Source organism: Psychrobacter sp. UBA2514 (assembly GCF_002341255.1).
In the GTDB taxonomy this organism is placed as follows: Bacteria; Pseudomonadota; Gammaproteobacteria; order Pseudomonadales; family Moraxellaceae; genus Psychrobacter; species Psychrobacter pacificensis.
The window spans coordinates 67,874-82,581 of record NZ_DDNS01000027.1 but is presented as its reverse complement, the minus strand read 5'-3'; the positions used below and the strand labels follow the sequence as shown (position 1 = coordinate 82,581).

11 protein-coding genes are annotated in these 14,708 nt (G+C 45.7%); 1 reads left to right on the top strand and 10 read right to left on the bottom strand.

Annotated features, from left to right (window positions below; all coding sequences use genetic code 11):
- Positions 1 to 216: 216 nt before the first annotated feature.
- The 5 genes from B3V51_RS08775 to leuS form a co-directional block, all read right to left on the bottom strand.
- Complete coding sequence (locus B3V51_RS08775; protein ID WP_284719809.1) at positions 217 to 2,166, bottom strand: MacB family efflux pump subunit; 1,950 nt, start codon at positions 2,164 to 2,166, stop codon at positions 217 to 219.
- A gap of 250 nt (positions 2,167 to 2,416) precedes the next feature.
- Entirely contained in the window at positions 2,417 to 3,736 is a 1,320-nt protein-coding gene (locus B3V51_RS08770) for an efflux RND transporter periplasmic adaptor subunit (protein WP_212563802.1), read from the bottom strand.
- Between the two features lie 279 nt (positions 3,737 to 4,015).
- Complete coding sequence (gene holA, locus B3V51_RS08765; protein WP_286708279.1) at positions 4,016 to 5,101, bottom strand: DNA polymerase III subunit delta; 1,086 nt, start codon at positions 5,099 to 5,101, stop codon at positions 4,016 to 4,018.
- 161 nt (positions 5,102 to 5,262) lie between these two features.
- A complete protein-coding gene (locus tag B3V51_RS08760; RefSeq protein ID WP_286708278.1) occupies positions 5,263 to 5,976 on the bottom strand; it encodes a hypothetical protein in 714 nt (237 codons plus the stop codon).
- A gap of 50 nt (positions 5,977 to 6,026) precedes the next feature.
- Positions 6,027 to 8,714 (bottom strand): leucine--tRNA ligase, encoded by a 2,688-nt coding sequence (gene leuS / locus B3V51_RS08755; RefSeq protein WP_212563800.1) that lies wholly within the window; start codon positions 8,712 to 8,714, stop codon positions 6,027 to 6,029.
- Positions 8,715 to 8,950: 236 nt separating this feature from the next.
- On the opposite strand from leuS, the gene B3V51_RS08750 reads away from it, so the two are divergent.
- Positions 8,951 to 9,328 (top strand): arsenate reductase, encoded by a 378-nt coding sequence (locus B3V51_RS08750; RefSeq protein ID WP_286708277.1) that lies wholly within the window; start codon positions 8,951 to 8,953, stop codon positions 9,326 to 9,328.
- A gap of 22 nt (positions 9,329 to 9,350) precedes the next feature.
- Here the strand turns inward: B3V51_RS08750 and B3V51_RS08745 are convergent, their stop codons facing one another.
- The 5 genes from B3V51_RS08745 to mgtE all read right to left on the bottom strand — a co-directional run bounded on the left by B3V51_RS08745 (position 9,351) and on the right by mgtE (position 14,600).
- On the bottom strand, positions 9,351 to 9,587 hold the full coding sequence (locus B3V51_RS08745) for a hypothetical protein (protein WP_286708276.1): 237 nt from the start codon (positions 9,585 to 9,587) through the stop codon (positions 9,351 to 9,353).
- Between the two features lie 13 nt (positions 9,588 to 9,600).
- Positions 9,601 to 10,518: an acetylglutamate kinase gene (gene argB, locus B3V51_RS08740; protein ID WP_075106372.1), complete on the bottom strand. Its 918-nt coding sequence runs from the start codon at positions 10,516 to 10,518 to the stop codon at positions 9,601 to 9,603.
- Positions 10,519 to 10,592: 74 nt separating this feature from the next.
- Positions 10,593 to 12,440, bottom strand: a complete 1,848-nt coding sequence (locus B3V51_RS08735) for a phosphomannomutase (protein ID WP_286708275.1) — start codon at positions 12,438 to 12,440, stop codon at positions 10,593 to 10,595.
- A gap of 177 nt (positions 12,441 to 12,617) precedes the next feature.
- A complete protein-coding gene (gene dut, locus B3V51_RS08730; protein ID WP_286708274.1) occupies positions 12,618 to 13,082 on the bottom strand; it encodes a dUTP diphosphatase in 465 nt (154 codons plus the stop codon).
- A gap of 126 nt (positions 13,083 to 13,208) precedes the next feature.
- Positions 13,209 to 14,600 carry a magnesium transporter gene (gene mgtE, locus B3V51_RS08725; protein WP_212564543.1) on the bottom strand — a complete coding sequence of 464 codons (1,392 nt, stop codon included), beginning with the start codon at positions 14,598 to 14,600 and terminating at the stop codon, positions 13,209 to 13,211.
- Positions 14,601 to 14,708: the final 108 nt, after the last annotated feature.

Below are 14,708 nucleotides of genomic sequence, written 5' to 3'. Positions count from 1 at the left end.
CTACCAACTGAGCTAACAGCCCTAACGTTTAAAGTGTTTGTATCCCTAAACGTGAGAGCACATTATATATATAATTCTGACAATTACAACCCCACAGGATAAAAAAAGTGTAATTCTCTTATAAAATTGCCAATTTATTCCAGTTTCTTTAAATTTTTGCCATTATATCGATATTGACTGCTCTATTTTTGGCTAAAGCGAGTCAATACTCAATTATTAGTCTCGAGAAAGCGCCTCAACAGGATCTAGTTTGGCAGCATTACGTGCTGGCAAGAATCCAAATACTACGCCAATCAATGTCGAGCAAACAAATGCGGCAATAATAGAAGTCGGTGAGTAGATGACTTTGAAACTGTCACCGCCCACACTATTAATCAGCTCACCAATGGCAAATGCCATTCCAATACCAATCAGTCCCCCTAGGATACAGACTAGAACGGCCTCAATGAGAAATTGCTGCATGATGTCGCTTTGACGCGCACCTACTGCCATACGAACACCAATCTCATTAGTGCGCTCGGTGACAGAGACTAGCATGATGTTCATGACCCCAATACCACCAACAATCAACGAAATAACTGCAACTGATGAGATAAGTAGGGTCATCGTACCTGTCGTTGACTCAATGGTTTGACGGATAGAGTCTGAATTTCGTAGCTCAAAGTCATCTTTGCCATGGCGACTTTCTATCAAGTCAGAGATGGCCGTCTCTGCGGCACTAGAAGAGATACTATCATCTAACAACGCCACAAAGCGGTCGATATTGGTACTACCGGTGACGCGCGACATCACTGTCGTATAAGGCATATAGATAGTAGGCGTCGTTACACTGGGACCAAAGCCACCATCGCTCTCTTCAAGTACGCCAATCACGCGTCCAGGCACACTACCAACCAATATTACCTCGCCAACAGGGTTATCAATGTCTGAGAAAAAGGTCTGTTTAGCGTTGTCATCGATGATGATATCTTGACTACGTAATGTAATGCTTTTTGCATCAAACCCTTGGCCCAGTGCTAATGTCTCACCAGTGACGGTTAGATAGTCTTCACCAACGCCATTGACGGTAGCATCCTCCTGTATATTACGATAGCGGACACTAGAGCTGGCATTTACCTGAGGGCTGACGCTGATAATATAGGGCTGATTGCCGACCGCCTCTGCATCTTCTGGTGTCAAATTGTCATCATTATAACGGCGTCTAGGATCGCCTCTAGGGTAGCCATCATTGACAGTAATGGTATTGGTACCTAACGAGCTGATATTGGCAAGGATTTGCTGCTGAGAGCCTTGTCCAAGACCTACGATAGATACGACTGCGGCAATACCGATAATAATGCCGAGCATCGTTAGTAGAGTACGCATCTTATGCGCGCGCATGGCAAGCAAAGACATTTTGAAAGCTTCAAGCAGTCGATCAATAAAACTACCAAAGGCACTTTTGCGATGCTCGCCAAGGATAGATTCTGGTTTTTTGTCTGTATGCTTATAATGCTCAGTTTGATAGTCAGCGATGACATGGCCATCTTTGAGCTCAATCACACGCTCTGCTTGTGCTGCTAGTTTTGGATCATGAGTGACCATGATAATGGTATGACCTTGTGCGCTGAGGTCATGCAAAATCGCCATGACATCTTCGCCAGACTTACTGTCTAGGGCACCAGTTGGCTCATCTGCTAAGATAACATCGCCACCATTCATCAGTGCACGAGCGACAGAAACACGCTGCTGCTGTCCACCTGAGAGCTGATTGGGACGATTGTTGACCTTATTGCCAAGGCCGAGGTCAGTTAGTAGCTTCTCAGCACGATTGGTGCGTGCCTCGGTATCCATGCCCGCATACACGGCAGGGACGGCGACGTTGTCTTTGGCACTGATATCACCAAGCAAATGATAGCGCTGAAAAATAAAACCAAAGTGCTCACGGCGCAGTTCTGCTAGCTGATCGGCATCAAGCTTACGGGCGGATTGACCATAAATCTTATAGTCACCAGCAGTGGCTTGATCTAGACAACCTAAGATATTCATCAAAGTGGACTTACCAGAGCCTGACTGTCCAATGATAGCGACCATCTCACCTTGGTGAATCGTCAGATTGATATCATGCAAGACGCGAATGGTTTGCTCACCAGCAGGGAACTCTCTGATAATGCCAGATAGTTCCATAATGGGCTTGCCTGATGCAGAGTGGTTAGCGGTATTGGTTTTTGCTGAGTTGTTTGAGCGATTAGCAGAAGTGTGTGACCCTAAGTTTTGAGCCGTGCTACTTTCAGAGCTATCTTCAGTCGACGGTTTAGGAGATTGAGATATAGTCATAGCAATGTCTTTAATAAAGGCTAATAAGCGTTATAGTGTTGTTATGAAAGGGCTGCTATGTTTAGCAAGCCTTTCTTACTCAACATAGTCAAAGCACAAGTTACATTCGAGGTCCACCAGGTACGCGGCCGCTATCTGATTTCTTACCGCTCTCTTCACTGATGATTACTTCTTCCCCTTCTTTCAAACCACTTAAGATTTGCGCATTTACTCGGTTATCAATACCGACTTCTACAGTACGCTCTTCTACGGTTCCGTCATCTTTTAATACACGTACAAACTTGCCCGTTGTTGATTTGCCTTTCTCTTTAGCTCGCTTTTCTTGTATCACTGTTGATGGTACTAATAGAGTGTTTTTGGCTTCGTTGACGATGATATATATCTGTGCCGTCATATCGATTCGGAACAAGCGGTCAGGGTTTGGTACTTCTACGTAGCCGATGTAATAGATAGCAGCGTCTGTCGAGCTGGTGCTACTGATCTGCTCTGGGGCAGGTTCGATAGCGGTTAATGTCGCATCATACTGTTTGTCTGGATTACCGATAATATTGAAATAAGCAGGCATACCAGCACTGACGTTAATGACATCAGCTTCTGAGATTTGCGCGTTGATACGTACGGTCGATAAATCTGCTAACGTCACCAATGTGGGCGCCGTTTGGTTAGCATTGACCGTAGTACCTTGCTCAGTCGTAATAGAAACGACTGTACCTGATATTGGTGCACGAATCGTGGTATAGCTTAGATCTTCTTCAGCAGTACTGACGTTAGTTCGTGATTTGCGTAATGCTGCTTGCTGACTGTTGATATTGGCTTCTGTGGTCGCAATCGCGGCTTTAGCTGTGTCGATAGCCGCACGTGCATTGGCAACGGCTGCTTTTGCAGTCTCGACACTGGTCGCCTGCGTGTCATATTCTTGTTGTGAGATAGCATCGATAGCGACTAAGTCTTGCAAACGGGCAAAATCAGACTGTGCTTGTTTGAGCTCAGATTGGCGGCTAGCAAGATCGGAATAGGCACTTTTTAGTGCTGCCTGTTTGCTGAGCGACTCTGCTTGCGCGCTTTGTAGCGCGGCTTCACTTTGCTCAAGGCTGGCTTGTTCGTTGCTCAGGTTGTTTTTTTGGGTCACTTGGTCAATCTGTGCGATCAAATCGCCTTGCTTGACTTCATCACCGACTTCAACGTACAGGCGTTTTACCTCGCCAGATACCTGCGCGCCGACATCAACGGTATTTAACGCTTTTACTTTACCAGACGCCATGACATTGTTTTCAATATCACCGACTTCAACGGTTGCGGTTAAATAGTTAGGTGTGGTTTCTTCTGGTTTTAAAAAAGTATAGGCCAAAGCCCCTAATGCTACGATAATTAAGGTGATGACACCCCATTTAATAGCAGATTTTCTGCTTATTTTGCGCATGACAACAATCCAATCACAATTAAATCAAGTGTAGATATAGTAGAGACTTCATGTGCGAAAGGGAATGATAATTAGTTTACGAAAGGTTAAGGCCTATGTAGCACAGATAACATGACAGAAAATAAGTGGCTGCTAATGGTGGGATATTAGAAAGAATATATTTAGCAATGGATAAGAAAGAGGTGTGTTTTAGAAAATCTTTTCAGTAGGATGACTTTGACAAAAAAGTAATAGAAAGGGGAAAAAATAGAAAGGCATGCCCAATCATTAGCGACTCGTCTATCGCATCGCAAACAAACGCTTACCAGCTAGCTCCAATGCTGCTTGCAATAACAGCTCCCATGCTGGTTGGCGAATAAGGCCTTTGATGGCTTGGTCACAGCGATAGAGCAGAGCAGGCCATTCGCTCGTTTGTTCTTTTGACTGACGGCGGCACGCTTGTTGGTATAACCCTTGCTTACTACGCCAAATGCCTAATGCTTGAGGGTCTTGACCATCCAGCAGTTGGATAATTTGACGCATGTCTTTGCTAATAGCCCAGAGTACTAAAGTAGTAGGCTCATCGGTCGATTTTAGCTGAAACATAATTTTGGCAACCTGCGTGCTATTACCTGCAAGCATCGCATCAGACAAATCAAACACGCTAAATTGCGCGTCGCTGACTAAGGCTGCTTGTAAGTCTGCAATATCCAATGCCACATTATTTACCGGCTGTGTAAAACTATTATAGTGCTCGTTATCTTCATTATTATCACTATTGCTAGTAGCTAATTGCGGTGCAAACAGATAAGACAGGCGCCATAGCGTTTGATAAGCACTGAGTAGGTGGTGCTCAGTGTGTGACATAAGAAGTTGCCACGCTTCTTGTGACAGTCGTAATCCAAACTTCTGCGCCTGTATTTGCAACAACTGCTGGCGCTGCTGCTCGTTGTATAAATTGCAATCAATGACAGTGCCGTATTGAGCAAAAGGGGCAAACCACTTGCTGCTCTGACTGCGTTTGTCTTGCTTAGGTGTTAGCCATAATACGCTATGACTGTGCGCACCTGTTTGCGCCTCAACAGCAAAGCGCTCAAGCCCAGCAATAACTGCTTTATCAGGTTTATGATTGCCAGTCACGATTACGGCACTCGCATCATCAAATAGAGACTGGCTGCCAAGCTCTGACAATACTTCTTGCCAACTCTTCACCGATATCAGCTCTATACGTTTGATGGCGTAGTTTTGCGCGCGCCAATGTGGACGCAGCGCATCAATCAGCCATTGACTGAGTAATGGCTCGTCACCATGCGCCAGCCACAAGCCAGCTACCGCAACCGAAGATTGCAGGAGTTTGGGATAAGCTTGTATAAAGGTATTTTGCATAGCGTGGTAGGACACAGGTTGGTAAACAGATGATAGCATTTGTAAAAATATGACGAGCGCTGTCGAACTTGCTTAGCTGACTAAGTTAGTGCGTACGCTCGTTGTTCTTCATACTTAAATGGCTGCAAATGATAGAGCTTAATAACAGTATTTGTTAAAAGTTACTTCTCAGGTACGACGACAACCGTTGGCGTTGCGCCTTTATTCATCAGTACAGACTGCTTGGCAGCAGGTGCAACTTTTGGTAGCGAAATCGCCACATATTGATCCGTGATACGGCGTGCCAAGCTGTCATACAGCCAATCACGAATTTGGTCGCCTTGCTGGTCATCAGTACTGACTGATGCTTCATTGTATTGATAGCTACGCTCGACTTGGATGGGATTGGTAAGCGTGACGGGCTTGCCATTCTCGATCGTCTGGTAGCTGACATCAGCAGAGAGTACCAAGCGAATCTCTGTCAATACACCCACCAACTCGTAACGTTTAAAACGCACGTTACTGATATCGATCGCTGCAATCGGTTTAGCACCAGCTTGTTGATTGCTGCGAATCACATCATCAACTGTCATATTGCCAATGACATCGACACCTAATTTGGTTAGGCGGCGTGTCAATGGCAATTTTAGAGGAAATGAGGTGCGATTGTCTTCGATAATGACGGCTGTTTTGTTGGCATTGAGCAGCATTGGCGAATCATAGCCGCGTAGCTGAAAACCGCAACCACTAAGCCCCGCCGTTGCACCCAATATCGCAAACATGGGTAATGCTGTAAGTATTGCGGTTGCAAGCTTCTTTGTACCAGATCTGTTTGTACCAAAGTGCAGTGCGCTTGGCGTTGGTTGTGATTGCCAAGCTTGATGCTTATATGACATAAACGCTATCCTCATATGATAAAAAGGCTTAGAGCACTAAGCCTAGGCGACTAGCCTGCAACCACGATATTAACCAGCTTGTTGGGTACGACGATTTCTTTTTTGATCTCGCCTGTGATGAACTTTGCCACACTTTCCATCGTGCGGGCTTGCTCTTTTAGTTGCTCAGGATCGCTGTTCGGTGCGACATCCATCTTACCACGCATCTTACCATTGACCTGAACGACCATTGTGATCATGTCCTGTACCAGCGCACTTTCATCAACAGTCGGGTAATCTAAGGTTAAAGTATCAAGGCCGAGCTGCTCAAGCAAATGCTCACCAACGTGCGGCGCATAGACAGACAGCATAATCAGCAGATTGGTCAACGCTTCGTGTTTAACGTGTAGCTCTTGCTCGCTACTGGCGTTAAAGGCAGTCAACTCGTTGGCAAGTTCCATCAGGCTTGATACTGGAGTGTTGAGTGCTAAACGATCACCCAAATCACTATCAATTTTGGCGATGGTTTCGTGCGTCTTACGGCGTAAGTTTTTGGCTTCTTTACTCAGACCCTCTGTGTTCAATGTCGCACCGTTCAGCGTATCAATACTGATATTAGCGGCCGTTAGCGCTTGCATGTGATCATTAGCGATGCGCCATACTTTTTTCACAAAGTTATAAGGGCCTTTTAGCGCGTCATCTGACCATTCAAGCGTCTGATCGGCAGGTGCAGTGAATAGCGTATATAAACGTACCGTGTCCGCACCGTATTTATCAATAGTCAACTGTGGATCGACACCGTTATTTTTTGATTTAGACATTTTTTCGATTTTGCCAATCGTGACTGGCTGACCATCCAGCTTTAAGGTCGCTTTGATCGGCTGTCCACGGTCGTTGTAGTCGATATCGATGTCTTCTGCAAAGTAGTAAGTGGTACTGCCATCCGCGTTGACACGGTAGAAGGTGCCAGCGAGTACCATACCTTGCGTCATTAGGTTGGCAAATGGCTCATCGCCTGTGACCAAGTTTTCATCTCGCATGAGCTTATGGAAGAAGCGCGCATACAACAGATGCATTACTGCATGCTCAACACCGCCCACGTATTGATCGACTGGCAGCCATTTATTGGCAGCAGACTTGTTGACCATGTTTTGTGTGTCAGTTGGGCTAGCAAAGCGGGCGTAATACCAGCTTGACTCTACAAAGGTGTCAAAGGTATCGGTCTCGCGCTCAGCAGGGTTACCACATTTAGGACAAGTGGTATTGACAAACTCTGGTATATTCTTGAGTGGATTACCACGACCATCAGGTACGACGTCGGTTGGCAACACAACGGGCAAATCTTGCTCTTCAACAGGTACCGTACCACAATGCTCACAGTTGATCATTGGGATAGGGCAGCCCCAATAGCGCTGGCGCGACACGCCCCAATCCCGCAGGCGGTATTGGATTTTTTTCTTGGCCAGCGATTTTGGCTCAAGTTTGGCAAGCATGGCATCAAACGCCTGCTCAAAATCTAAACCGTCAAACTCACCTGAATTGACCAGAGTGTTGCGCTCGGTATAAGCAAGATTGACTTCACTATCATTTGCCTTAGCATCCGCTTTTAAATCATCAAAATAGCCATCAGGGGTATTGATGACTTGCTTGATCGGTAGGTTGTACTTCACCGCAAATTCATAATCACGCTCATCGTGAGCAGGCACGGCCATCACTGCACCTGAGCCGTAGCTCATCAGCACGTAGTTGGCGACCCAAACTGGCACTTCTTCGCCAGTTAAAGGATGCGTCACAGTCAGACCTGTGTCCATACCGATTTTTTCGGCTTTGGCGAGATCGGCCTCAGCCACTGAACCTTTTTTGCAAAGGGCACAGAACTGGGCAATCATGTCGTCTTTTTCAGCAGCGTATTGGGCAAGTGGATGCTCTGCGGCAACGGCGACATAAGTCACGCCCATCAAAGTATCAGGACGAGTGGTGAATACATCTAAGGTGTTTTCTTCGCCAGCAATCTCATAAGGGAAATGTACTTCCATACCGGCACTACGACCAATCCAGTTGCGCTGCATGGTCAATACTTCAGAGGGCCAATGACCTTCTAGTTGATCCAAATCGTCGAGCAATTCATCGGCATAGTCAGTGATGTTGAAGTAATACATGGGGATGTCGCGTTTTTCGACTGCCGCACCACTACGCCAGCCTTTGCCATCAATGACTTGCTCGTTTGCTAAGACAGTATTGTCAACGGGATCCCAGTTGACCGTCGATAGCTTTTTGTAGACTAGGCCTTTTTTGTACAACTGCAAGAATAGCCACTGCTCCCACTGATAGTATTCAGGGCTACAAGTGGCAAACTCGCGTGACCAATCAATAGACAGGCCAAGTAGTTTTAGCTGCGCGCGCATATTGTCGATGTTGGCAAACGTCCACGCAGCAGGTGGCGTTTGGTTGGCAATCGCGGCGTTCTCAGCTGGCAAGCCAAAACCATCCCAGCCCATTGGCTGCATGACCTCATACCCTTTTAGGCGGTAATAACGGCTTAAGACGTCAGAAATCGTATAGTTACGTACGTGGCCCATATGCAGCTTGCCGCTTGGGTAAGGGAACATCGACAGCATGTAACGACTTGGTTTGTCGCTTGGCTCATTGCTGACTTCAAAGCGCTTGTCAGTGGCCCATTTGGTCTGCTGCGCAGCTTCGATCGCTTGCGGGTTATAATGATGGTTGTCGGTTTGGTCTGCTGTCACGGCGTTGCTCATAGTCGGCTCGAAATTGGTTGATACTGATTTATTTAAGACGGATTTGTTTAATACTGATCAAAATAGGTGGAATTTGACAATGCCATAGCATAGCGTAATTTGGCGAAAATTGCGACGATATGATGCATTCGCTAATAAGGTTTGCCGATTAAAAGTGAGGTATTTTTTATATCCAGTCAGCCTCCGGTATAATAGAAACGTTCACCAGTATTTATGAATAATGATAAGGAGTCATCATGACCATCACCATTTACGGTATCAAGTCTTGTAGCACGATGAAAAAGGCGTTCACTAAGCTAGACGAGCTGGGCGTTAGCTATGAGTTTCATGATTATAAAAAACAAGGTGTCGATAAAGATACAGTACAGCGCTGGGTAAATGCGTTAGGGGTTGATAAAGTGCTCAATAAGCGCGGCACAACATGGCGCAAGCTAGAGGAGAGCCAAAAGCAAGCGGCTGACGCCAGTGTGGACAATGCCATTGAGCTATTGGTTGAAAATACCAGTATGATCAAACGTCCGATTGTGGAAGGTCAGATTGACGATAAAAATCAAGGTCAGCCAATATTGTTGTGCGGCTTTGATGAAACGGAGTTTGAGCGTGTGTTTGGTTAAAAACGGGCATAAAACGCCTGAGCTAATAATTAAATCTTAGCTCGGGCTTGATAACGCCAACAATAAACCAAATCACACTAAAGTCCCAAATAATGAGCACATAGAGGCGGATCTGCTCCGCTGTCCAATCAAGGGCAAACCAGTCAATCATAAAAAACGACTTCCAGCCCTCTATCCACTTTGCGCCGCCATAGCCTATAATCCACCAACAATAGACCGTTTCTAATATAAACAGCATAAACCACAGCGACAAGGACATGATTTACTCATTTCTATGATTGGCTCAAAGCGGCGTCTATCTCACGGCTAATCAGTGTACCAACCCCTTCGTTGGTAAAAATTTCCAGTAACGTGGCATGAGGCACACGGCCATCAACGATAACGGCACTTTTAACACCGCTACGTACCGCATCAAGCGCACACTGTATTTTGGGAATCATACCGCCTGAGATCGTCCCATCTTCGATTAAAGCATCGACTTTCTTGGGTGTCAGCCCAGTCACTACCTCGCCGTCACGGCCCAATACGCCTTTGATATTGGTCAATAGCATCAGTTTCTCTGCTTGTAAAAACTCAGCCACTTTACCAGCGACTAGGTCTGCATTGATATTATAAGTATTGCCTTCTTTATCGACACCAAGTGGTGCGATAACGGGAATAAAATCAGAGGCAATGAGCATATTGATGACGTCTTTATTGACACTGACTACGTCGCCCACAAATCCTAAATCTACGGGAACCGCGACACCATCGGTACCGATTTTTTCCATCATCAGTTTTTTGGCTTGAATCAAGTTGGCGTCTTTGCCCGTGAGGCCAATTGCGCGACCGCCGTGCTTGTTAATCAAGCTAACAATTGATTTGTTGACACTGCCGCCAAGCACCATCTCTACGATATCCATCGTGCTTTTGTCAGTTACACGCATCCCATCGATACGATCAGACTGACGCCCCAGCTCTTTTAACAAGTTATCAACTTGTGGGCCACCACCATGTACAACGACTGGATGTATACCGACCGTTTTCAGCAAGACGATATCACGAGCAAATGAGCTTTCGAGTTCAGGATCGGTCATGGCATTGCCGCCATATTTCACCACGATGAGTTTATCAACAAAGCGCTGAATATAGGGCAGGGCAGTGGTTAATACTTCAGCGGTGTTTTTGGCGTCATCTAAATTAAGTGTCATTCCTAACTCCTAAAGGGCGGGTTTTAAATGGGTTGTTCTTTTTAGCATATTTAATCGATACAGGTTTAATGCCGTTATTCAGCAGGCATGGCGATAATCTGTGTTGCCAGCTCTGCATCAAATGGGCGACACAACGCGGCAAAGGTCGCTTGAATGTCTTTTAGATCATCCATGCTGTCACCAGCGAAGCGCGCAGTCAGGCTATTACTGGTATTTGATTGACGCAACACGCCAAATCCGTGCGCAAAATCCAAGCGGACACCATCAATGCAGCTAAGTCTAGTACCTGCTGGCAATAAAGACTTGGCTTGTTCGACAGCTATATGGGATCTGATAGTGGAGCAAGTACAGACTGGTGACGCACATAAAGCAGTTGGTAGATTAGCGGCGTCTAGTCGGTAATCAGAAATATCAAACGAATCAGCATGAGTCGTCACGCTTGCTAGGTTTTGCAAGTAGGTACAAACCCTCGTTAATTGCTCCATGATTGAGCAATCTGTCCTAGCAGTCTGCGGCATCGGCAAATAATGATCTGCTGTATTGACCATGGTGGGCAAGCGTTGGAGAATATCTGATAGTGCATTTTTATCATCTAAGATATTACGAGACTTGACAAACCAATGCAGTAAGCGCAATGCAGCATATATGGCATCATCATAAGGGATAAAGCGGCCATCATTAAAAATAAAATGCCCTGATAGCTCACCTGCAAAGACAATTTGACTATCAGGATGCTGTACCTGTTGGCGCATAAAGCTGCTACCGGTTTTGCTAATCACTGGCATCGCGCCAAGATCCGCCAGTAGCTTTGGCAGATGATGCGCGCATTTAATATCAAATAGCACCTCAGACGCTAAGGAGCTGGTCAAAGAATCCGGACGTTCTGTTATGGCAATGCGTGCTAACAAGTAGAGTAGGTGATCAGGCATGACCACTTTACCGTTATTATCAACGATCATCAAACGATCACCATCACCATCAAATGCTAAACCAATATCGGCACAATGAGAAGCAACAGCTTGCTGCAGCGCTGTTAGACGGTTGGGCTCGGCTGGATCAGGATTACCAAGAGGAAAGCTGCCATCTGGCGTGTCATTGAGCACAATGACATGCTGGCAAAAACGGTCAAATAAGCGCTGAGTGATGTTGCCAGTGGCACCGTGCATACAATCAATAACCACAACCAAATCAAGCTTAGACGCTGTTTTTCGGTTGTTTGTAGGTGCTGTCTGATTATCCTGAGTCAACTGGCAAAAGACTTGCTCAATAGCCGCGACATAGACATCTGCTACTTGCTTGGCAGGCAGCTCTTTAAGCAAAGCTCTAGACAATTCAGTATTGCTGCTAATATTTATATAGTGTGAGTCTGGTTCTGAGTCTAAAGTTGCTTGCTCGACCTGATTTTTAGATAAGTAATGAGTATGAGAGATTAATTGTTGATAAAGGGCTTGTATCTCTAAGCTACTAGGAGATTTATGATTGACCAACCACTTGATACCCAATATGTCTTTGGCAGAGTGGCTGGCGGTTACAATAATGCCATGACCTTGATACTGCTTTGCCCAAAACGCCATCATGGGTGTGGTAACAAGACCGAGCTGGATAACGCACAAACCCTGTTGGGCTAATACAGTAGAGAGTGTACGTGCAATCGATTCGCTGCCATGACGCATGTCATAGCCAATAACGACGATAATTTCGGCTGCTATATTCTGTTGGAAGTTAACGGTGTTATTGGGAGGGCAAGTAACATCAGTAGCAGCATGGGCATTACTATTTTTTGTGAATAGGCTGCGTTGAGAGCCATAGAGCTGAGCAAAACGATGGCCCAGCGCTTGTACAAACTCATCGGTGAAATGCGTGTTTGTACCACGGATGTCATAAGCACGAAATAAGGATTGCTGCGCCGCAAAAGATGGCATGGCTTATTCTCCTTATGAACGTGGTAAATAGGTAATTATGAATACAAAACGGGTAGCGTAACATTCTATTAATGTAAACAATTACTCTTAGTCGCCATCCCAATAATTATTTTAGCCACTAAACTGGCACTGCTAACCTGAAATCGCCACCTCAACGATCATTAATTGAGCGAATAATTACTGACGGCCTGAATGCCCGAATCCGCCAGCACCGCGTACGCTTTCATCACTGAACTCTGCAACCACTTCAAACTCAGGACGGGCAACAGGCACCACGATATACTGTGCCATGCGCTCTGCAGGGCTCAGAGTAAAGTCTTCGTTACTGCGATTCCAAATACTGACCATCAGCTCACCTTGATAGTCGGCATCAATCAGCCCAACCAAGTTACCCAAGACGATGCCGTGCTTATGGCCAAGGCCTGAGCGCGGTAGAATCATGCCTGCATAGTTAGGGTCTTGAATATAAACAGCAAGGCCCGTACCGATCAAATGGGTTTCGCCTGCTTTGATCGTTAAAGGCTCATCAATACAAGCGCGCAGATCGATACCAGCACTGCCATCGGTAGCGCGAGTCGGTAGAGAAAACGCGTCATCTTCAGTAATTTTAGGGTTGACCACTTTTACTTGTACAGCTTGCATAACGCACTCACTTAACGATTTAGAAGTTTTATAAATTAAGACTATTTAACAATATTGTATAAACAACAATGATATATAAATAGCAATGCTATATTTTTATTGGATACTTTATCATTTAGCAATTCACTAGAGTATTAACACACTCGCCAAGCCTAGGAACGACATAAAACCAACAATATCCGTCACGGTGGTCAAAATCACCGAGGCAGACAAGGCTGGGTCAATGTTCATGCGCTTAAGTAACAGCGGTATACTAATTCCCGAGACATTCGCCGCCGTCATGTTGATCGCAATGGCAAAGCCAATGACAGCACTAATTTCGATGTCATGAAACCATAATTGGGCAATAAATGCCATGATTATCGCCCAAATGATACCGTTTATCGCGCCAACCCACAGCTCTTTATTAAGGAGCCAGACTCGGTTAGAACCACCGATTTGACCCATTGCCATACCGCGGATAACGACTGTCAAGGTTTGCGAGCCTGCAATACCGCCCATACTAGCGACCACAGGCATCAATATCGCCAGCGCCACCACTTGTGCCAAGACTTCCTCGAATTGTCCAATCACCGCGGCTGCCAAGAGCGCGGTACATAGATTGATACCCAGCCAAACACTACGGCTTTTAGCACTGGTTAGAATAGGCGCAAACAGCTCTTCGTCTTGACTAACACCAGCAAGGTTTTTCATGGTGCTATCGACATCATCTTGGATAATCTCCATGATGTCCTCGCCATTTAGCTGTCCAACCAGCTCGCCATAGCTGTTCGTCACGGGCGCAAAGCGGATATCTTCTGAACGAAAAATTGCCGCGGCATCTTGGATATCTAGGCGATCATTAATGGTGATAGCCGTATCAATCAGTTCTGAGACCAGCGTATTTTGGTCATGTTTAATCAGATCTACCAGACTCAATAGCCCAAGTAATTGCTGGCTTTGATCGACCACGAGTAGCTCTTGGCTTTCGTCATCGAGTAGATCCTCGTTTTCGCGTAGCCAATCCTGTACATCCGCCAGACAGATATCATCCCGTATTTGGATAATATCAGGATCCATATAGCTCCCAACTTCCCAGTCATCATACGTATCAAGTTTATTGACTTGGACGCGTGTTTCTTCATCCAGCGTTGCCATGACTGAGGTACGCACACTCTCAGTCACGGTGTCCAAAATCTCAGAGATGTCTTGGGCGTCAAGATCTTGGGTAAACAGCGAGATTTCTTGAGAAGAAATATTCTCTAATAATGGCTGGCGGGTATCGTACTCGAGCTCAGCAAGTACCTCACCTTTAATGCTCTCTGGTACTTGCTCCCAGATGAGTAGGCGGTTTTGAGCCGGGAAGGACTCTAGTAGGCTTGCAATTTCATACTCAGATTGCTTTTCTAAAAACTCTGTAATCGCCTCATATGCTTTATCAGCAACCAAATCCTGCAAATACAGCAGTTTATATTCGGCACTATATTCAGCCGGATTATAATCTCCTGGTAGCACTGATGGTCGTTCCTGATCGGGCATCGAGGTAGGCATAAGTATTCCAATATCTTTTATAAAGTGTTAATAATAGCAAATGGCAAAACGTCGGGTTAGCGTTTGCCGAGTCAGTTCTTTTTAGCATCAGCACTG

Bases quoted from the DNA above. Each gene is read 5' to 3' on its own strand.
- B3V51_RS08770 (WP_212563802.1), bottom strand. From the start codon at position 3,736: ATGCGCAAAATAAGCAGAAAATCTGCTATTAAATGGGGTGTCATCACC.
- B3V51_RS08775 (WP_284719809.1), bottom strand. From the start codon at position 2,166: ATGGAACTATCTGGCATTATCAGAGAGTTCCCTGCTGGTGAGCAAACC.
- leuS (WP_212563800.1), bottom strand. From the start codon at position 8,714: ATGAGCAACGCCGTGACAGCAGACCAAACCGACAACCATCATTATAAC.
- holA (WP_286708279.1), bottom strand. From the start codon at position 5,101: ATGCAAAATACCTTTATACAAGCTTATCCCAAACTCCTGCAATCTTCG.
- B3V51_RS08745 (WP_286708276.1), bottom strand. From the start codon at position 9,587: ATGTCCTTGTCGCTGTGGTTTATGCTGTTTATATTAGAAACGGTCTAT.
- dut (WP_286708274.1), bottom strand. From the start codon at position 13,082: ATGCAAGCTGTACAAGTAAAAGTGGTCAACCCTAAAATTACTGAAGAT.
- B3V51_RS08760 (WP_286708278.1), bottom strand. From the start codon at position 5,976: ATGTCATATAAGCATCAAGCTTGGCAATCACAACCAACGCCAAGCGCA.
- argB (WP_075106372.1), bottom strand. From the start codon at position 10,518: ATGACACTTAATTTAGATGACGCCAAAAACACCGCTGAAGTATTAACC.
- B3V51_RS08750 (WP_286708277.1), top strand. From the start codon at position 8,951: ATGACCATCACCATTTACGGTATCAAGTCTTGTAGCACGATGAAAAAG.
- B3V51_RS08735 (WP_286708275.1), bottom strand. From the start codon at position 12,440: ATGCCATCTTTTGCGGCGCAGCAATCCTTATTTCGTGCTTATGACATC.
- mgtE (WP_212564543.1), bottom strand. From the start codon at position 14,600: ATGCCCGATCAGGAACGACCATCAGTGCTACCAGGAGATTATAATCCG.